Annotated in this window: 17 protein-coding genes and 1 pseudogene; 4 read left to right on the top strand and 14 right to left on the bottom strand. The window is 60.2% G+C overall.

Annotated elements, in window-relative coordinates; genetic code table 11:
* The first annotated feature begins 86 nt into the window (after positions 1 to 86).
* Positions 87 to 389 carry a DUF4148 domain-containing protein gene (locus tag B0G71_RS33170; RefSeq protein WP_116147193.1) on the top strand — a complete coding sequence of 101 codons (303 nt, stop codon included), beginning with the start codon at positions 87 to 89 and terminating at the stop codon, positions 387 to 389.
* Between the two features lie 229 nt (positions 390 to 618).
* Here B0G71_RS33170 and B0G71_RS33165 read toward each other — a convergent pair whose 3' ends face one another.
* The 6 genes and pseudogenes from B0G71_RS33165 to B0G71_RS33145 form a co-directional block, all read right to left on the bottom strand.
* Positions 619 to 1,080: a hypothetical protein gene (locus B0G71_RS33165; protein WP_116147191.1), complete on the bottom strand. Its 462-nt coding sequence runs from the start codon at positions 1,078 to 1,080 to the stop codon at positions 619 to 621.
* A gap of 450 nt (positions 1,081 to 1,530) precedes the next feature.
* On the bottom strand, positions 1,531 to 2,463 hold the full coding sequence (locus B0G71_RS33160) for an MBL fold metallo-hydrolase (protein WP_116147189.1): 933 nt from the start codon (positions 2,461 to 2,463) through the stop codon (positions 1,531 to 1,533).
* A gap of 221 nt (positions 2,464 to 2,684) precedes the next feature.
* Positions 2,685 to 2,936 (bottom strand): annotated as a pseudogene (locus B0G71_RS33155) (IS5/IS1182 family transposase); the annotation flags it as partial.
* Positions 2,937 to 3,051: 115 nt separating this feature from the next.
* The gene (locus B0G71_RS41550) at positions 3,052 to 3,201 is read right to left on the bottom strand and encodes a hypothetical protein (RefSeq protein WP_181916859.1); all 150 of its coding nucleotides are present in this window, start codon (positions 3,199 to 3,201) and stop codon (positions 3,052 to 3,054) included.
* A 165-nt stretch (positions 3,202 to 3,366) separates the two neighbouring features.
* Positions 3,367 to 4,827 carry an amino acid permease gene (locus B0G71_RS33150; protein ID WP_116147188.1) on the bottom strand — a complete coding sequence of 487 codons (1,461 nt, stop codon included), beginning with the start codon at positions 4,825 to 4,827 and terminating at the stop codon, positions 3,367 to 3,369.
* Between the two features lie 207 nt (positions 4,828 to 5,034).
* Positions 5,035 to 6,960, bottom strand: coding sequence for a potassium transporter Kup (locus tag B0G71_RS33145; protein WP_116147186.1), 1,926 nt, complete (start codon positions 6,958 to 6,960; stop codon positions 5,035 to 5,037).
* A gap of 596 nt (positions 6,961 to 7,556) precedes the next feature.
* Here B0G71_RS33145 and B0G71_RS33140 point away from each other — a divergent pair.
* Positions 7,557 to 7,877: a pyrimidine/purine nucleoside phosphorylase gene (locus tag B0G71_RS33140; protein WP_116147184.1), complete on the top strand. Its 321-nt coding sequence runs from the start codon at positions 7,557 to 7,559 to the stop codon at positions 7,875 to 7,877.
* Between the two features lie 112 nt (positions 7,878 to 7,989).
* Here the strand turns inward: B0G71_RS33140 and B0G71_RS33135 are convergent, their stop codons facing one another.
* Entirely contained in the window at positions 7,990 to 11,106 is a 3,117-nt protein-coding gene (locus tag B0G71_RS33135; protein WP_116147182.1) for an EAL domain-containing protein, read from the bottom strand.
* Positions 11,103 to 11,897 carry an ABC transporter substrate-binding protein gene (locus tag B0G71_RS33130; RefSeq protein ID WP_116147180.1) on the bottom strand — a complete coding sequence of 265 codons (795 nt, stop codon included), beginning with the start codon at positions 11,895 to 11,897 and terminating at the stop codon, positions 11,103 to 11,105. Before B0G71_RS33130 ends, B0G71_RS33135 begins: the two co-directional genes overlap by 4 nt.
* A 370-nt stretch (positions 11,898 to 12,267) precedes the next feature.
* On the opposite strand from B0G71_RS33130, the gene B0G71_RS33125 reads away from it, so the two are divergent.
* Both B0G71_RS33125 and B0G71_RS33120 read left to right on the top strand, forming a co-directional pair.
* A complete protein-coding gene (locus B0G71_RS33125) occupies positions 12,268 to 13,329 on the top strand; it encodes a catalase family peroxidase (RefSeq protein ID WP_116147178.1) in 1,062 nt (353 codons plus the stop codon).
* Entirely contained in the window at positions 13,326 to 13,868 is a 543-nt protein-coding gene (locus B0G71_RS33120) for a cytochrome b (RefSeq protein WP_116147176.1), read from the top strand. The genes B0G71_RS33125 and B0G71_RS33120 overlap by 4 nt, the downstream gene beginning before the upstream one ends.
* 87 nt (positions 13,869 to 13,955) lie before the next feature.
* Here the strand turns inward: B0G71_RS33120 and B0G71_RS33115 are convergent, their stop codons facing one another.
* The 6 genes from B0G71_RS33115 to B0G71_RS33090 form a co-directional block, all read right to left on the bottom strand.
* Entirely contained in the window at positions 13,956 to 15,698 is a 1,743-nt protein-coding gene (locus B0G71_RS33115) for an ABC transporter substrate-binding protein (protein WP_116147174.1), read from the bottom strand.
* A 108-nt stretch (positions 15,699 to 15,806) separates the two neighbouring features.
* Positions 15,807 to 16,088, bottom strand: coding sequence for a DUF2160 domain-containing protein (locus B0G71_RS33110; RefSeq protein ID WP_116147172.1), 282 nt, complete (start codon positions 16,086 to 16,088; stop codon positions 15,807 to 15,809).
* The gene (locus B0G71_RS33105) at positions 16,088 to 16,897 is read right to left on the bottom strand and encodes a carbohydrate ABC transporter permease (protein WP_116122399.1); all 810 of its coding nucleotides are present in this window, start codon (positions 16,895 to 16,897) and stop codon (positions 16,088 to 16,090) included. Before B0G71_RS33105 ends, B0G71_RS33110 begins: the two co-directional genes overlap by 1 nt.
* Positions 16,887 to 17,783 (bottom strand): carbohydrate ABC transporter permease, encoded by an 897-nt coding sequence (locus tag B0G71_RS33100; protein ID WP_116147170.1) that lies wholly within the window; start codon positions 17,781 to 17,783, stop codon positions 16,887 to 16,889. The genes B0G71_RS33105 and B0G71_RS33100 overlap by 11 nt, the downstream gene beginning before the upstream one ends.
* On the bottom strand, positions 17,780 to 18,868 hold the full coding sequence (locus tag B0G71_RS33095) for an ABC transporter ATP-binding protein (protein ID WP_116147168.1): 1,089 nt from the start codon (positions 18,866 to 18,868) through the stop codon (positions 17,780 to 17,782). The genes B0G71_RS33100 and B0G71_RS33095 overlap by 4 nt, the downstream gene beginning before the upstream one ends.
* On the bottom strand, positions 18,855 to 19,961 hold the full coding sequence (locus B0G71_RS33090; RefSeq protein ID WP_116147166.1) for an ABC transporter ATP-binding protein: 1,107 nt from the start codon (positions 19,959 to 19,961) through the stop codon (positions 18,855 to 18,857). Before B0G71_RS33090 ends, B0G71_RS33095 begins: the two co-directional genes overlap by 14 nt.
* Positions 19,962 to 20,012 lie beyond the last annotated feature (51 nt).

The raw sequence follows: 20,012 nt of genomic DNA, 5'->3' as shown, positions 1-20,012 counted from the left end.
CCCCTAGACCCCGCCCTTCCTAGAATCCGTGCGTGGTGCCGAAGATTGTTGCGGCGCCCAATAAAATATTCTCGGAGGGAAGCATCATGAAATCGCTTATCAAGGCAGTGGCACTAGTTGCGGTGTTCGCAGCGCCGGTGGCATCGTTCGCGCAATCCGAGCAGCCGGTCACGCGCGCCGAGGTCAAAGCGCAATTGAAGCAGCTCGAACAGGCCGGCTATAACCCCGCGGTCGCAACCGACTCCACCTACCCCGCTGACATCCAAGCGGCCGAAGCTCGCGTGGCCGCGCAGAACAGTGGAACGACGGGATATGGTCCTTCCACCACTGGCTCGTCCGAAACCGGCTCCGGCGTTCCTGCTGGAAATCCGAATCTGCAAGGTCAGTAGTACGCAATCTGTTTTCGGCAACTCGATGCGAGCGCATGGTTCAGGCATGCGCTCGCGTTTGTGCGTCGAATGCGTGACCATGACAGCGCGACGGCTTATAGCGCTCGCTTCGGTGGAGTTTAAGGGGTCGGTTTTTGCGGTCGTTCTGACGGTGCGGGTGAAGGAGGCGCATGCGCTTGTGCATGACGCCTCGCTTCGTTGATGCTTTTGGTTCACCGCTACCCGTTGATCAGTGCCGCACGGCGACCGTTTGCTGCGTTTGCGTTTTTACGATCGACGCGGTTTTCGCGGGCGTTCTTTTTCGCTTGGCGACGTTGGCGGTGGGTTGCGATCCGCTCGCGAGCTTGGATGCTTCGGCAAGAAGACGCGTTGCGTGGCTGGCCGTCAGACGCGCTTGAGAGACGCCCTTTGCATCGAGTGCGATCACCTGGAAAAGCTCGCGATCGTTTTCGAGGTCTTGCCGATATTGCTCCGCAGTGTCGACGAGCAGTTCAAGCATGATCTGGCGGCGGCGTCTTTCGTCACTCGTAATGGGAGGATTCCTACATATCGAGGACGCGAGCGTAATCAACGTGTTCAGTTGACTCAATTGCCGATCGCAGAAGTCGAATGCAGACAAGGCGAGTTTTTCGTACTGGAGTGCGTCGACAGGTGGGCGTGAAGCGGATTGACTCTTAATGGGCTTGGTCATTTTGCGATCTCCCTGATGCTTGCTCAGATCGCCCGACACTCTCTTTGGGAAGGGTGAGCGGGCACGTAGCGGGATTGGAAGACCGGGATACAAACAAACCGGCGAGCCTTGCGGCTCCCCCACTACAGCCCGCCCATTGGAATATAGACGTGCAGCAGCAGACGCACGACCCGCTGGGCGGGTGTGCGGTTTGTATCACTGGCTTCCAAACCAGGTCGCCGGGTGTTTCCCGACGGCGAGGTGATTATAAATCAGGCGGGATTATGAGAGGGTAACTGTGCAGGCTAAAGGCTCGGTTTTGGACGATTGCACAGGTTAATGATGTACGCAGGCTTGTGCGCGCAGACGCCGGTTGCGTTGCACTAAGCGGACTGTCGCCGAGCGCGCCATACATTTCCCGATGTCTGGTCCGTGCGACCTATACGACGATGGTTGATATTCTAAAATCTATCAGTAGTCCCATTGCACCGGCACGAAATGGAAGCGTTCACCCTTCTTTGCAATGTGACCAATAGACGGGAACGCGACATGCGCGGCGGCCAGCAGAGCGCCCGTTTCAGCGGCTTCGTTGAGCAGCGCGATACGCACATCCGCAGCCACCTCAGGCTCGTGCTCGAAGCCATTTTGCCATCGGGGATTGTCGAAGTTGACTTCGAAAATCGCGTCGCCTACGAACGTCAGCTTCTCGCCGTTTGATGCGATGTCCACGACGCAGTGCCCCGGGGTGTGTCCGCCCGTCACGCGGGCCGACACGCCCGCTGCGACTTCCACGGTCTGATCGAACCGCACAATGTTTTCGCCATAGAGCTCGACGAACTTTGCAGCAGCCTTGCGGAGTGCGGGAGGAACCGTTTCCGGCATCACCGTCTTGCTGAAGTCCGGATTTTTCCAGAACTCCACTTCCGCAGCCGACACGTGAATGCGCACGTCCGGACGCAGCTTGGCCTTGACGCCATCAACGTTCAGGCCGCCGACGTGATCCATATGCATATGCGTAACGACAATGTCGGTGATCGCAGCCAGGTCGATGCCAGCCGATTCCAGGCGCATCACCGACCGGCCGGCGCGCGAGAAGTATTCGAAACCGTCACCCACGCCCGAGTCGATCATGATCAGGCGTTCGCCGCTGCGCACGAGCGCGATATTCAGCGCCCAGTCGTACATGTCACGTTGCAGGAAACGACCATCGAACCATTCGTTGCGGTCCGCTTCGCTCACGTTAGTGGACATGGTGGAGGTCGGCAGCGGCAGAACGCCATCGCTGATCAGCACGACATCGACATCACCCACGCGCACGGCGTAGCGAGAAGGCACGAGTTCGCCTGAACCTTCTTTGCCGAGGTTGGCGGTGACAGGCTGCACGTTACGGGTTGTTTCGCTCATGGCAATAGTCCTCTTAAACAATGGGGTAAGCAGCACCGGGCGGCGTGGTTCATTAACACGAGCATGAATTTCGCGCGCTGCGTGTTGCTCGCGTTTAGACATGACCGTGAGACTGATTCTAGTGAGCGGGGGTGAATGCCAGTAGCGTCGCGAATGTGCTCAGCGTGTTGTCCGAACGGCAACAATCGGCGAGTTTGAGGAGGGTATGTGAATGACGGAACGCGCTCGAGACGAATACGGAGGCGCGAGAAGTGATGCAGCCAGGCATGTGTGCGTTCGACAAACCATCGATACTTGCGACGGCCGCTGCCATGTGTGGGACGGTGCCTGGCCATCATCGGCTTGATGCCGCAATCGCACAATATCCGCCGATGCCGCTTGGGGTTGTCGCCGCGATCGGCGTGGATCACGCGCGCGCGTTGCAGTGGATGTCCGCGCAATCCGCGCATCGGCGGAATGGCGTCGCCGGTTGGTTGTGAAGGAAGGACGCCGCTACTTGCTTAGCGGGTGTGAGCCCCGTGACTAAGCGACGGCCGCATGAACTCGCGGAACCGCACATCTACCGGTGCGAGCAAATGCAAACTCGGTCTACTGCCTCTCCCGCTCGTCCGGCATATGCCGCCGCATAAAAACATCAATACCATCCACCCGCGACGAAGCAAACGCCCTGACCACCACAACTCCCACAATACCCAAAACAACCAGCACAGCCGGGATCTCAAACAAGGTCATATCCACGATAAACCTCCTCATAAACCGGGAGCAGCCACGGCGCGCGACACCATCACCGCGACTACACCTCACACTCCCAGTTTACGAAGACAGACCTCGACCACCAAACGAGCATTTTTCATCGCTATGTGAGAAATACTCGCCGTAGCGCCAATCCGGCGTCACGCTCGCTCAATGCCGCTCCGGATAACGCAACCTCGAATGATTCCGGCCATAAGACATGTAAATAGTCATGCCGATCACAAGCCACACAACAAGCCGCACCCACGTAACAAGCGGCAGCCCAGCCATCAGCAGCAGGCAAAACAGAATCCCCAAGACAGGCACAACCGGCACGCCAGGAACCCTAAAAGGACGTGAAGCATCCGAGTCACTGCGCCGCAAATAAATCACCGCGCCGCACACAAGAATGAACGCGAACAAAGTGCCGATACTGACCATCTCTCCGAGCACGCTGATCGGCGTAAGCGCCGCCACGATTGCAACAACCGAGCCAATCAGAATCTGGCTCAAATGAGGCGTCTGAAGACGCGGATGAACTCGCGCGAACAGAGGCGGCAGCAAACCATCCGTCGACATCGTGAAGAAAATGCGGCTCTGCCCGTACAGCAGCACGAGAATCACCGTGGTCAAACCTGTCAGCGCACCGATCTTGATCAGAATGGAGAACCAGTTCATGCCGATGGCATCCACACCCTTGGCGATCGGATCAGGCACATTCAGTTCAGTGTAAGGCACGAGCCCAGTGAGCACACCTGCAACGAGTATGTACAAAATCGTGCAGATGATCAGCGACCCGAGGATGCCGATCGGCATGTCCCGCTGCGGTCTTCTCGCCTCCTGCGCCGCGGTGGAAACCGCATCGAAGCCGATAAACGCGAAGAACACCACGGCCGAGCCGCGAAGAATGCCGCTCATGCCGAAGTTGCCGAACTCGCCGGTATTCGCGGGAATAAACGGATGCCAGTTCGCCGGCTTGATGAAAAACAGGCCGAGGGCGATAAAGGCCACCACCACGACCAGCTTGACCGCCACCATGATGTTGTTGAGCCGGGCCGATTCCTTCGTACCGAGCACGAGCATGATGGTAAGAATGGCAATGATCGCTATCGCGGGTAGATTGACGATGCCTGTCGCGGTGGTGCCATCTGCCAGCTTGATGACGGTGCCAGGTGCAGTGGCGAGAACGGGCGGGATATTGATACCTACGTTATGCAGCAAGCTCACGATATAACCGGACCATCCGACCGCCACCGTGGCGGCGCCCATCGCGTATTCGAGGATCAAGTCCCAGCCGATGATCCACGCGAATATTTCACCCAGCGTGGCATACGTGTACGTGTAACTGCTGCCGCACACCGGCAACATCGCCGCCAGTTCCGAATAACAGAGGCCGACGAACGCGCATGCAATGCCCCCGAGCACGAACGACAAGATGATGCTCGGGCCGGCGAATTGCGCTGCGGCGGTGCCCGTCAGAACGAAGATGCCGGCGCCGATGATGGCGCCGATACCCATCGCGGTGATGCTGGTGGCGCCGAGTGTTTTCGATAGTGAGTGGCCTTCTTCCGCGTCGGCGCTTCCTACTATATCGGCGACGGATTTCCGTGCCATGTAGCTCGTATCAGCCATGATGAGTCGTCCCGTTCGAATGGTGTTGGGCACGAGCCGACCCGGCTTGCTTCGGCTCGCGGATCACGACAAAAACATCTGTTACTGAAAACTAGCGGGTAAGGTAAGGGGAATGGAAAATTCAGTGTAGTCCGAATTAAAAACAAAGTGAATATTTGATTCTGTCCCGCCCACGGTTAAAACTTTGCTCGCGTTCTTAGATAATCCTCAAATCTCCACTCGCGCCCCCAACTCGATCACTCGATTGGCCGGCAGCTTCAGATAAGCCGCGACGTTACCCACGTTATGCAACATGACCGAGAACAAGCGCTCTCGCCACATCGCCATGCCGCTATCACGAGTCGGCACGAGAGTCGCACGGCTCAGGAAGTAGGAAGTCTCGGCCGGCTCGAATGCCAGCCCGTGAGCCTTGCAAACTTCGAGTGCGCGCGGTAGATCGACTTCATCCATGAAACCATACGTAATCGTGACCTGGTAGCATTCCGAATCGAGGGAACGCACGCTCACACGCTCACTGGCAGGCACCCACGGTATCTCCTCGTTGTCGACCGTCACGAAGACGACGCGTTTGTGCAGCACGCGGTTATGCATCAGATTGTTGATCAGCGAATGCGGCACACCGTCAGGATCCGGCGAAAGAAAGATCGCCGTGCCACCGCAGCGAATCGGCGATTCCTTCAGCAGCGTCGCCAGATAAGGCTTGAGCGGCGTCGTCCCGGCTCTTACGCGCGCTTCGGCACGCATCATCTCCCAGCCTCGTCCCCAGGTTGCCATGATCGTGTAGATAATCAGCCCGACCAGAAGCGGGAACCAGCCGCCTTCCATGAACTTCAGCAGATTCGCGGAGAAGAATGCCGCGTCGATCACGAAGAAGAAACCGGTCGCGACCACGCACAGCAGCCAGTTGTAATGCCACGCATAGCGAATGACGAAGAACGTCAGAATGGTTGTGATCAGCATCGTGCCGGTCACGGCGATACCGTACGCGGAACCGAGCGCCGTGGATGAACCGAAGCCGAGCACAGCAGCCAAGACTGCAGCCAATAACGTCCAGTTGATGCCGGGCACGTAGATTTGCCCCATCTCCCTTTCCGAGGTATAGACAACGTTCATGCGCGGCAGAAAGCCGAGTTGCATCGCCTGCTTGGTCATCGAATACGTGCCCGAGATAACGGCTTGCGACGCGATCACGGTCGCAACCGTCGAGAGCACGATCATCGGATACAGCGCCCATTGCGGAAACAGTTTGTAGAACGGATTTTGCAGCGCGCCCGGATCGGCAAGCAGCAACGCGCCCTGCCCCAGATAGTTCAGCGCGAGCGCCGGAAACACGAGGCCGAACCACGTCAGCCGGATCGGTTTCGCGCCGAAATGTCCCATGTCGGCATACAGCGCTTCCGCGCCGGTCAACGACAGAACGACCGCGCCCAAAGCAACGAACGCCAGCCACCGATGATGCATACAGAACGCCAGCCCCGTGAGCGGATTGAGCGCGACGAGAATCGCGGGCGCCCGCATCATGTTGACGACGCCCACCACCGCTAGCACGATGAACCAGAGCACCATCACCGGTCCGAACACGATGCCGATACCGGCCGTGCCGCGTTTCTGCATCAGGAACAGCGTGACCAGCGCAACCAGCGTCACGGGTATCACACAGGTCTTGAGGAACGGCGCGGCCACTTCGAGACCTTCGACCGCGCTCAGCACCGAGATCGCCGGCGTAATCACACTGTCGCCGTAAAAGAGCGCCGCGCCCATGATGCCGATGCCCAGCAACGCATGGCGCAAGCGCGGCCGCCCGGCTACAGACGACGCGGCCAGCGCCAGCAGCGCCATAATCCCGCCCTCACCGTGATTGTTCGCGCGAAGAATCAACGTGACGTATTTGAGCGAGACGACGACGATCAACGACCAGACGATCAGCGACACAATACCCACCACATTCAGCGCATTGAGCGACAGCCCGTTGGCCGAATCGAACACCGTCTGCAACGTATAAAGCGGACTGGTGCCGATGTCGCCATACACCACGCCCAACGCTGCCAGCGCGAGCGCGGGCGTCGCCGGGCGGTGATGCTCACGCCCGCCGGAATTGCCCGCATCGGCCGCGGCGGATACTGACTGGCTCATGTCTCGCTCCCAGTTACGTGTTCTCGCGGTGCAGCATTCGGCTTGAGTCGATGCACGTGCGGAACCGATTCCTGCTTTTATCAGGCCTCGTTTTTTTCGAGGAGTCGCCTGCGTCCCACGCAACAGTCCGCCTCGCGCAAGCAACTTTCGTACGAGAAACACGCGTCCCAATCCCTAACGCCTGACGCGCATTCATATTGTTCTGATGTTTCGCGTATCTGCCTTTGGCTAGCGCGAACTGTCTCTTTTCCTGAAGACGGTGTGCCACTAATTCAACATATACCATCGGCCGTTTGCCGCGCTACTGATACGTGAAGTAGTGACAGATTTATTCTTGGGCAGACATGCGAGGCGCAAGCAGGCGCTGCACTGCTTTGCCATGCGTATCGCCACCATGGCGATGGTCACGATCGGTGCGATGCTCGGCCATGTCATCGGTCATGTGGTGCGCAGGCCCGCGGATCACCAGGCCATTAGGTCCACTCCGCGTATGACGCCGCCGACCGCCTGTATGATGGCGGGTCCGCGTAGACCTGAACGTCCGGCCAGAGTCCACGCAAACGCATCCATTCACGACAACCCAGAGGAAGATTGGCATGACGGCAGCAACACAATTCGATCAGGTTTCCATTGTTAAACGAGCAAACGTCTATTTCGACGGCAAGTGCGTTTCGCACATGGTTCTGTTCGCCGACGGCACGCGCAAAACGCTTGGCGTGATCCTGCCGGGCGCGCTCAACTTCGGCACCGACGCGCCGGAACTCATGGAAGTACAGGCCGGTCAATGCCGCATCCGCCTCGAAGGCAGTGACGAGTGGAAGACGTACGGTGCGGGCGAGTCGTTCTCGGTGCCCGGGAAAAGCCGCTTCGATATCGACGTGATCGAAACACTCGACTACGTCTGCAGCTATCTGTAAAACGTGTCGCGTCGCGCGACGTCGACAATCGCCGGTTGGGCACGCGCCACCGCCCAACCGGCGAAGAGACAAGCACGGATTGAAGATTCGGTTGCGATCAACGGCGCTCGTCTCACGTTCGCTCAGCCACGCACCGACGTGTTTCGACATTGTTCAATAGCGCCTCGAAATCCTCGATGGGAAGCGGGCGGCAGAAATAATAGCCCTGATACGCGTAGCATCCCGCCGCAGCGAGGAAATCCCGCTGAGCCTCGGTTTCGACGCCTTCGGCGATCACACCCAAACCGAGGCTGCGCGCAAGCGCCACGATAGTTCTGGCAATCACGGCGTCGTTCGGATCGATCAGGACGTCGCGCACGAATGAGCGGTCGATTTTTAGCTGATCCAGAGGCAGCCGCTTCAGGTAGGACAGCGACGAATAGCCGATGCCAAAATCGTCGAGCGCGAAGACAATGCCTTTCGCTTTCAGCGCGCTCATCTTCTCAATGATGTCCTGCACGTTGTCGACCAGCACACTTTCCGTCAGCTCCAGTTTCAGCCTGTCAGGCCGCGCGCCGGTGCGAGCGATAATCGTCAATACGTTGTCCACGAAATCGGGTTCGCGGAACTGTTGAACGCTGACATTGACCGCGATCGTGAGATGCGCCATGTCGGGCCGCGTTGCCCATTGCGCCAGTTGCGCGCAAGCGGCCTCCAGCACCCAGCTCCCCAGCGCAAGGATTAGTCCGGTCTCTTCCGCGAGCGGAATGAACTCGGCAGGCGGCACGATACTGCGCTGCGGATGCTGCCAGCGCACCAGCGCTTCCGCGCCTGTCACTCGCGTACCCACAACCTGCGCCTGGTAGTGGAGCAGGAACTGATTGTCCTCGATGGCGTTGCGCAGGCCCGCTTCCAGCGCGGCTCGCTGCACCACGACGGTCTGCATGTCGGGATCGAAGAAACGCACGGCATTGCGTCCCCGTTCCTTGGACTTGTACATCGCGAGGTCGGCCTGCTTGAGAAGTTCGTCGATCGAGGCCTGATGTCCTCTGAACACGGTGGCGCCAATGCTCGCACTCGTGCGGTACTCGATCCTGCCAAGCTGGTACGGACTGCCGAGAACGGCGAGGATTCTTTCGCCCACGGCCTCCGTCTGATTGGCCGCCTCCTGCCGGTTCTTATGCAGATTGCCGAGCACCACCACGAACTCGTCGCCGCCGACTCGCGCCACGGTGTCGCTTTCGAGCACGCTATCTGCCAGACGCCGCGCCACTTGCTGCAGCAGCAGATCGCCTTTGTCGTGGCCCAAGGTATCGTTCAACGTCTTGAAGTGATCCAGGTCGATGAACAGCAGCGCGCCGCATGCTTCGTTGCGGGCGCTGGCCGTGATCGCCTGCCTCAGGCGGTCCAGCAACAGCGTGCGATTGGGCAACCGGGTCAGCGCATCGAAGAAAGCCAATTCCTTAATTCTCTCTTCCGCGATCTTGCGCTCGGTAATGTCGTGATGCGTGCCGACATAGTGGCTGACGGTGCCGTCGTCGCTCATCACGGCGGAGATCGTGAGCCATTTCGGGTACACCTCGCCGTTCTTGCGGCGGTCCCAGACTTCTCCTTGCCATCCGCCCGCACTGTGAATCGCTTCCCGCATCTCTTCGAAGAATGCGTCGTCGTGGCGGCCGGATCGCAGCACGCGCGGTGTCTGGCCGACGATCTCCTCGGCCGTATAGCCGGTACATTCGGTGAAGGCCGAGTTCACGCGCAGAATGGTGGCGCTCGCGTCGGTGATCATCATCGGTTCCATCGAGTCGAATGCGACAGCGGCAATGCGCAGCTCAGCCTCGACCTGTTTGCGCTCGGTAATGTCGCGGCCGCTCATGCGAAAGCCGATGAACTCGCCCTTGGAATCGGTAATGGGAACCCAGGACGCGGACAGCCACATAAGTGAGCCGTCCTTGCGAACACAGCGAAACTCAAGGTCATTGCCGCGCAAACCCTGTAGCGCCTTCTGGAATTCAGGCGCCACGCGGGGAATGTCCTCGGGATAAATCACGGTGCCCGCAAAATCCGGTAAGGCCATGCACTCGTCGACCGTGTAGCCGATGTACGCCTGCACCGCCGAGTTGATCCAGCGCGGCTTGCCGTCGGGTCCCCACCAGATTTCCCAGTTGACCGTACAGTCGGCGATCGCGCGGAATTTCTCTTCGTTCTCGCGCAATTCCTTTGTCATTGCCGAGGCAAGCCGCATCGCCCGGCCGCGGCCGGTCATCATCAGCCAGGTGAGCAGCGCCAGCAACAAGCTGAGGCCCGTGCCGGTGCTGGCGATAAGGAGCGCGGCGTTGCGGCCGAAGCGGGCCTTGAAGTCGTCGTGGGCGCTCATCGAGAGCGTCCAGTCATGTCCGCCGACAACCAGATATTCATAGGCCGACATATCCGCAGGCCGATGGTGACCGGGCGCCTCGGGCGTCTTGTGCAACAACGTGGCGGCCGACATTTCGACGCCGTCGTAGATAGCGATGGTGAGACCAGGCGGCTGCTCGCCATACAGGCTGGCGATGACATCGTGCATGCGGAACGACGCGAACACCCAGCCGACCAGGTGCGCGCGGCGCTCGGCGACGCTGTCTTGTGGCTGGCCTCGTGCATAGATCGGCAGGTACATGACGAATCCGGGGCGAGTATTGCCGCCGGAATCCACCGAGAGGCGAACTTTGCCGGAAAGGGTCGCTATGCCGGAGTCGCGCGCCTGCTCCAGGGCGCGCCGCCGGACCGGATCCGCCCACGCATCGAAGCCGGGCGCAGCGCGATTGATGCCGATGAAAGGCTCGCGCTGGATGATGGGCGCATAGTTCTCGCGCGCGCCTTCGGGCTCGATCGCGTAGTCGGGCACGCCCTGCCGGCGCATGGCCGTTATATGCTCGAGCTTTTGCGCCGCCGGCACCCACGCGACGATGCCGATCGCCTGGATGCCGGAGAAGTTGGCGTCGAGATTGAGCGTGCCGACGTAGTCACGAAACCGGCCGCGGTCGATCTCGCCTGTCGCGGCGAACAGGCTCTGCACACCGCGTAGCAAGAGCTCGTACGTGCCCATGCGCTGCTCGATGCGGCTGACGGCGTCGCCCAGCGAATAGTTGAACTGGGACAGCAGTTCATGACGCGCGGCTTGCCGCTCATGGTCCCACAGCATCCAGGTCACGCTGAGCGCGGCGGACAGGACCAGAAACGGAAGCAGGACGAGGCGTGCCCAGTTCACGGCTGCGTCTTGAAATCGACCATCGAATCGGCGAGGTCGGGTTTGAAGTACTTCTCGAAGATGCGCCGCACGGTGCCGTCCGCGCGCATCTCATTCACCAGCGCGCGCCACTTTTCCCGCTCGGCCGGCGGCAGTGCCTTCTTCGACATGATGAGGCCGTGACGGACGGCGGGGTCGTCGAATTCCACGATGGTGGTGACGTCGCGGATTTTCTTTTCATCGATTGCAGGGTAATCGAAAGGCTCGATGATCATGCCTTGAATGCGCCGCAGAATCAGCGCCTGATACAGCGGATCCAGACCGCCGGCCTGGCTGACACGATTTTCAGCGGACAGCTTGTCGACCAGCCGGTTTGCCGAGTCGCTATAACGGAAGCTGCGGATGACGCCGAGCTGAAACTGATCGTTGTGTTCGAAGTCGGCCAGCCGATGAATTCCAGCGTCCTTGCGCACCAGCAGATAGTACTTGTTGCTGAAGTACCAGGCGAAATCCGCGTACTCATTACGCTCGTCGTTGGCAATGCCCGACAGGCTGAAATCCAGAGCGCCGGATTCAATCAGCTTCCAGATCCGGGCTCGCGACATCAGGCTGACTCTGATCTGGCAACCGCTGCGGCGAATCAGTTCGTCGGCGAAGTCCTTGTCGATCCCAGTATCTGTGTCGACGGAATAGAGCAGGCCGTGATCGTGCAAAGCGAGCGTAAACGAACGCGAACATTCGGGACCCGCGGCCATGGCGCTACCCACGCAGCTTAGCGCCAACAACAAACCCCCGAGGCAATGTCGAATCACAGTGTCTCCGTCGTACGAAGATGACTTGAGTACCACATTCAGTTTTCCCGACGATGGCACCGACGAGATCCTGCTATTGGGTCATTTTGAATGCGGCCAATGAGATGCCATTTTTTTTACGGACTGGCCAGCATACACCTGTCCGTAGTGCCAGCGGAACATCCAACCGAAAGCGCTCTTCACGCAATATCGGCAACGGGCTGCAGTTCTTGAGACGGCGGTTGTTATTTTTTTGCGCGGAAGCGGATTCTGTCCATTTGGAGAACTTCCACGATCAGACGCCGAGTAAGCACAATTCATCAACCAATGGCACTATTCTTCCCACCCTGCTAGATTTTTACTCAGCCGAATCATTGATCGGGAGAGATCGATGGCCGACAGACCGACTTCCAATGCCTCCGCCGTCCGTTCGCTGGTACTGATTGCCGTGGTCGTGGCCGCGCTGGTCGCGGCCTTCGCCTATACGGCCGGCTGGCTCTCGCCAGGGCGTCTCACGCCGGCCAAGATCGTCAACGGTCTGGCGCCGCCGGGCGGCGCGGCGCTCGGCTTCCGGCGCAATCATGCCAAGGGCGTCTGCTTTACCGGCACTTTCGAATCGAACGGTGGAGCCGCGGTCCTCTCCAAGGCGCCGATGTTCGCGCCTGGATCGTATCCGGTCACAGGACGTTTCAACCTCGCGACGGCCGACCCCAAAGCGCCGGACGCCACGGTCAGGGTGCGAGGCCTCAGCCTGCGCATCGTCGGACCGGATGGAAGCGAATGGCGCACAGCGATGATCGACGCGCCCTTCTTCCCGGTCGCCACGCCGCAGGCGTTCTACGCCCTGCTTCAGGCGTCGGCCAACACGAAAGATCCAGACGCGATGAAGAATTTTGTCGCCGCGCACCCGGAGTTCGGCACATTCGTCGGCTGGGCCGGCAGCGCGCCGTGGACGGCCTCGTACGCGCAGGACCGCTATAACAGCCTCAATAGCTTCATCTTCACGAATGCACAAGGGCAGGAGCAGCCTGTACGCTGGTCCTTTGTACCGGCAGCACAGCCCGAGGCTGTGTCCGCCGACCAGTTGAAGGCGAAAGGCGCCGACTTCCTCGCCGCGGATATCACGCAGCGGGTGCAGAGCGCTCCGCAACGCTGGACGCTGGTCATCACCGCCGCCAACCCAGGCGATCCGACCGCCGACCCCACCAAAGCCTGGCCGGAAGACCGACGCAAGGTTGAGGCAGGCACGCTGGTGGTCAACGCAATCGAGCCCGAGGCCGACGGTCCGTGTCGCGATCTCAACTTCGATCCCACGGTCCTGCCGTCCGGCATGCACGTCTCGGACGACCCGTTTCCGGCCGCGCGCTCAGCCGCCTATTCTGTCTCGTTCAACCGGCGGACCGCCGAGGATAAGGACTATCCGCGCCATCCGGCGGGAGGAGCCACGCCATGACGACCCCGATCCACGCTCGCTTCACACCGCTGCAACGCGCGCTTCATTGGCTCATGGCGATCTGCATTCTGGCGATGCTGTTCATCGGCGTCGGGATGGTGTCCACCGTCCGCCCGGATTATCTTTCGCTGGTGTCGATTCACAAGCCACTGGGTATCGTGATTCTCGTGCTGGCGCTGATTCGCCTGGTAGTGAGGTTGACGCGCGGCGCACCGCCGCTGCCGGCGTCGATGCCGGAACCGATGAAACTCGCCGCCCGCCTCTCGCATCTCGCGTTCTACTTATTGATGATCGGGCTGCCGCTAATCGGCTGGGGCATGCTGTCGGCGGCGGACTATCCTGTCGTGGTGTTCGGAATATATTTGCCGTCCATCCTGCCGCATAGCAACGGTCTGCACACGCTGCTATGGAACGCGCACAGAACGCTGGCGCTGTGTTTCTTTGCGCTGATCGTGCTTCACCTGGCGGCGGCGCTTCTGCACGCGCTAGTCAGACGTGACGGTGTGTTCGAGGCGATGGCGTCCTGGTCGAGGCGGTGAGGCACGCGCCTTCGGCGATTGAAACGAAGCGGGCGACCTGCACAGGCCGCCCGCGTCAAACTCTACTGAGTTACCGCATCGCCACGCTCACCGCACCTTTCCCTGCTTCCACGCAGTCAGCAGCTGGTCGTACTTGACCGTTTCGCCTTTCGGCTTCTCGTTCGCCAGCTTCTTCCACGGTGCGTGCTGATCCGACAACCATTTGTCCGGAGAGCTTTCCGGATTCAATTCCGGCGCGCAGACCTTCATCCCCGCGCGCTGCAGACGCCCGAGTACCTGGTCCATTTCCTTCGCCAGATTGTCCATCGCGGCTTGTGGCGTCTTCTCGCCGGCGACGGCTGTCGCGACGTTCTTCCACCACAGTTGCGCCATCTTCGGATAATCGGGCACGTTGTTGCCAGTCGGCGTCCACGCGACACGAGCCGGGCTTCGATAGAACTCGATCAACCCGCCATACTTGTCCGCGTTCTTCGTGAAGTAATCGCTATGAATATCGGAATCGCGAATGAACGTGAGACCGGTAATCGACTTCTTCAGCGAGACGGTTTTGGACGTGACGAACTGCGCGTATAACCACGCGGCGGCGCGCTGGTTCGGCGGCGTCGACTTGAAGAAAGTCCACGAACCGACGTCCTGATAGCCGTTCTGCATGCCGTCCTTCCAGTACGGACCGTGCGGCGAGGGCGCCATCCGCCACTTCGGCGTGCCGTCCGCGTTGGTCACGTTGCCGGGTTTCAGCATCGACGCGGTGAACGCGCTGTACCAGAAGATCTGCTGAGCGATCTTGCCTTGCGCCGGCACCGGGCCCGCTTCGTTGAAGGTCATGCCCGAGGCTTCGGGCGGCGCGAACTTCTTCAGCCAGTCGATGTACTTGGTGGTCGCGAACACCGCGGCCGGACTATTCGTGCCGCCGCCGCGCGAGACCGACGCACCCACCGCATGGCAACCGTCCGGCGTGACGCGCACGCCCCATTCGTCGACCGGCATGCCGTTCGGAATGCCCTTGTCGGCTTCGCCCGCCATCGAAAGCCATGCATCGGTAAAGCGCCATCCCAACGACGGGTCTTTCTTGCCGTAGTCCATGTGCCCATAGACTTTTTCGCCGTCGATATTCTTGACGTCGTTCGTGAAGAATTCGGCGATGTCCTCATACGCGGACCAGTTCACCGGCACGCCCAGCTCGTAGCCGTATTTCGCCTTGAACTTGTCCTGCAGATCCTTGCGCGCGAACCAGTCGGCGCGGAACCAGTAAAGATTCGCGAACTGCTGGTCGGGCAATTGATAGAGCTTCTTGTCCGGCGCGGTCGTGAAACTCGTGCCGATGAAGTCTTTGATGTCGAGACCAGGGTTCGTATATTTCTTGCCTTCGCCGGTCATATAGTCGGACAGCGGCATGATCACGCCATAGCGATAATGCGTGCCGATCAGGTCGGAGTCCGAAATCCAGCCGTCGTAAATACTCTGGCCGGATTGCATCGAGGTCTGCAGTTTCTCGACGACGTCGCCTTCCTGGATGATGTCGTGCTTGACTGAAATGCCCGTGATTTCGGTGAACGCCTTGGCGAGCGTTTTCGATTCGTACATGTGCGTGTCGAGTGTTTCGGACACCACGTGCACTTCCTTGACGCCTGCCGATTTCAGCGTCGCAGCGGTATCGATGAACCATTTCATCTCGTCCATCTGCTGTTGCTTCGATAGCGTGCTGGGCTGGAACTCGCTATCGACCCACTTCTGCGCTTCGGGCGTGCCGGCGATCGCCGCGTGGCTCGTGAAGCCAGTCGCGATGACGCCTGCCACGGCGAGCGTGACCATTCGTCTCCTCTGTTGCATGGCTTTCTCCTGTGTCTCCGCACCCCTTGGATCAACTGCCGAGGTCCGCCCGGGGCATCAACGGAACCGGTCTGTCCAGATACGCAAACCTTCAGGACGCAGTGCTGTTCATCCTTTCCACATGACGATCAGCAGCACTAGCATCGACGCCGCAAAACCGGGCCATGCGCTCGCGTGTTCCGCGCTGAGGCCGATCCACGCGAGATTGATATACGCCGCAATCAGCAGTCCGATAAAAAGCCGGTCGCCACGCGTGGTGCCGATCGGCAGAAAGCCTTTGCGTTCGGCGGTGGGCGAGCGAATTTCCCACACGGTCATGCCCGCCAGCATCACCACGATGCAGCCGAAGAAGATCGCCACTTCCGGTGTCCAATACATCCACGTGAGCATCAGACTCTCCCCATCGCAAAGCCCTTCGCGATGTAGTTCCGCACGAAATAGATGACGAGCGCGCCGGGCACGATGGTGAGCACGCCCGCCGCCGAGAGCACGCCCCAATCCATCCCCGCCGCCGATACCGTGCGCGTCATCACCGCGGCAATCGGCTTGGCGTTGACGGTGGTGAGCGTGCGAGCGAGCAGGAGTTCGACCCAGCTGAACATGAAGCAGAAGAACGCGGTCACGCCCACGCCCGACTTGATCAGCGGCAGGAAAATCTTGATGAAGAATGCCGGGAACGTATAGCCGTCGATATAGGCGGTTTCGTCGATTTCACGCGGCACGCCCGACATAAAGCCTTCGAGAATCCACACCGCCAGCGGCACGTTGAACAGCATGTGCGCGAGCGCGACCGCGATATACGTGTCCATCAAGCCCACGCTCGAATACAGCTGGAAAAACGGCAGCAGGAACACGGCGGGCGGCGTCATCCGGTTGGTGAGCAGCCAGAAGAACATGTGCTTGTCGCCGAGAAAGCGATAGCGCGAGAACGCGTACGCGGCAGGCAGCGCAACCAGCACCGACATCACCGTATTCATCAGCACGTAGATGATCGAATTGATATAGCCCCAGTACCAGGACGGGTCGGTGAAGATGACCTTGTAGTTGTCGAAGGTCACGTGATGCGGCCAGATCGCGAACGCCGACATCGTCTCTTCGTTCGTGCGCAGCGAGATCGACAGCATCCAGTAGAGCGGAATCAGCGCGAACAGGATGTACAACGTCAGCACGGCCACGCGCATCCAGCGGTTATTGCGCATGCTCGTCTCCCAGCGTTGCAGGGCCGCCTTTGCCCACGCGCTCCATCCAGTTGTACAGAATGAAACATAGCAACAGGATGATCAGGAAGTAGATCAGCGAAAACGCCGCCGCCGGGCCGAGGTCGAATTGGCCGACCGCTTTCTGCGTCAGGTACTGCGACAGGAACGTGGTCGAATCGCCTGGGCCGCCGCCCGTCAGCACGAACGGCTCGGTGTAGATCATGAAGCTATCCATGAAGCGCAGCAGCACGGCGATCATCAACACGCCGCGCATCTTCGGCAGCTCGATATAACGGAACACCGCGAAACGGCTGGCGCCGTCAATTTCGGCGGCCTGATAGAACGCGTCGGGAATCGCGCGCAAGCCGGCATAGCAGAGCAGCGCGACGAGCGGCGTCCAATGCCAGATGTCCATCACGAGCACCGTGATCCACGCGGCGGCGGGACTGGCCGTGTAGTTGTATTCGATGCCCGCGTGATTGAGTGCATAACCGAGCAGGCCGATATCCGGACGCCCGAAAATCTGCCAGATCGTGCCGACCACATTCCATGGAATCAGCAGCGGCATGGCCAGCACCACCAGCGAAGCCGACGCACGCCAGCCCGACGCGGGCATTGCGAGTGCAAGACCGACGCCGAGCGGAATCTCGAACAGCAGCACGCACGCGGAGAAGATGATCTGCCGCCCGAGCGCGCCGCGCAGGTCGTCGTCGTTGATGATCGCGCGAAACCACTCGGTGCCGACGAACACATGTTGCGTCGGGCTGATAATGTCCTGCACCGAATAATTGACCACCGTCATGAGCGGCAAGATGGCCGAAAACGCGACGCAGATGAACACCGGCACGACCAGCAGCCACGCCTTCTGGTTGACGGGCTTGCTCATCGCGTGATCCTTTCGTCGTTGCTGAAGAATACGGTTTCCGCCGTGGCGAGCTTCAACCAGACCGCCCCTTCATCGACACGCAGATGCGGTTCGACTTTTGCCCTGAAGACGTGGCCATCGCATTGCGCAGTGACGAGTTGGTAATTGCCGAGTTGCTGCACACGCAGCAGGTGCGCTTTCACTGCGCCGGCTTCACCATCGCTCGCCACGCGCACGAATTCCGGGCGAATGCCGAGCGTCAGCGTGCCGTTGGCGTGCTTCAGGGTTTCGAGCGTAGGCGGGTCGAGTCGTAAATGCTGCGTGCCGATCCTGATGCCGTCGGCATTCAGTTCGATCGGGCAGAGATTCATGCCCGGACTGCCGATGAAATAGCCGACGAACGCATGATCGGGCCGCAAAAACAGCGCGCCCGGATCGCCTTTCTGCACGACACGGCCGTTCGTCATGACGACGACTTCATCCGCGAAGGTCAGCGCCTCCACCTGATCGTGCGTCACGTAGATCAGCGTAAGTTTCAGTTGCTGATGAATCTTTTTCAACTGACGACGCAGGATCCACTTCATATGCGGATCGATAACAGTTAAGGGTTCATCGAACAGGATCGCGGCGACGTCCTTGCGCACGAGGCCGCGTCCAAGCGAGATTTTCTGCTTCGCATCCGCCGAGAGATTGTTCGCCTTGCGCGGCAATTCACGCGTCATGTCGAGAATTTCTGCCACTTCGTGAACACGCTGTTTCACGTCATGTGCCGACATTTTCCGGTTGCGCAGCGGGAACGCGAGGTTGTCAAACACGCTCATCGTGTCGTAGATCACCGGGAACTGGAACACTTGCGCAATGTTGCGCTCGCGCGGGCTCTGTGCCGTGATGTCGCTGCCGTCGAACAACACCTTGCCCTCCGAGGGCGTCACCAGACCGGACACAATGTTGAGCAGTGTGGACTTGCCGCAACCGGACGGCCCGAGCAACGCATACGCGCCGCCGTCTTCCCACACCATGCTCATTGGTTGCAACGCGTAGTCGTCGAGCGTGGCCGGATTGGGTGCATACGCGTGCGCGAGATTCTGGAACTCAATGCGCGCCATGAGCGGCCTCCGGGCCAGACACCAGCGTCGTGTCCGCGCCGAACACGAAGAGTTCGTCGGGGTCGATGTACACGTCGAGTTCCGTACCCAGATCGATCTGATGCACGCCTTGCAGTTGCGCCACCAGATCGACGCCGCCTTGCCGCGTATGCAGATGCAAGTAGGTTTCGGAGCCGCTCAGTTCGGCCAGTTCGAGCCGGCAAGGAACGGCAACGGAGCGCGGCGTTCGCGGCGCGAGTCGCAGATGGCCGGGACGGACGCCGATGCGGACCGTTTCGTTTGCGCTGACAGCCCGCACGCTGGCCCGCCCGAGCGGCACGTCGATACCGATTGGCAGGCGCGCGGTGCCGTCGGCGGTGAGATTGCTGGCGAGCATGTTCATCGGCGGGTCGTTGAAGACGGCCGCGACGTCGATATTGGCCGGCGCGTTGTACACATCGAGCGTCGGTCCGTGCTGCAGCACGCGCCCCTTGTCGACGATCGCCGTATAGCCGCCGAGCAGAAGCGCTTCAAGCGGTTCGGTCGTCGCGTAGACGACGGTGGTTTTGCCGTCCGCGAACAGCGTCGCCAGTTCCACGCGCAGTTCCTCGCGCAGCTTGTAGTCGAGATTGACGAGCGGTTCGTCCAGCAAGACCAGAGACGAGCGCTTGACCAGCGCCCGCGCCAACGCGCAACGCTGCTGCTGGCCGCCGGACAGTTCGCCCGGACGCCGTTGCAGCAGGTGATCGATATGGAGTTTGGCGGCGACTTCGTGGACGCGCCGTTTGACTTCGTCGGCGGGCGTCTTTTGCAGCTGCAGCGGCGACGCAATGTTGTCGAACACCGTCATGGCGGGATAGTTGATGAACTGCTGGTAGACCATCGCGAGGTTGCGTTGTCTCACGCTGACGCCGGTCACGTCGTTGCCGTCGGCCAGCACCCGGCCGGAAGCCGGGCGGTCGAGTCCGGCCATCACGCGCATCAGGGTGGTCTTGCCGGCTTGCGTCGGTCCAAGCAGCACGTTGATCGCGCCGGGGACAAGCCGCAGATCGACGCCATACAGGTCCGTGTGGGCGCCCGAAACGACTGTCACCCGCTCCAGTTCCAAGACCAAATCGCTCTCCTTTGTTCTAGTGCGTCTCCGGTACTGCGGGTGCCTTCTGGT

Source organism: Paraburkholderia sp. BL27I4N3, assembly GCF_003386115.1.
Lineage (GTDB): Bacteria > Pseudomonadota > Gammaproteobacteria > Burkholderiales > Burkholderiaceae > Paraburkholderia.
Note: the sequence above shows the minus strand (reverse complement) of the source record. Positions and strands in the feature narration are given on the sequence as shown.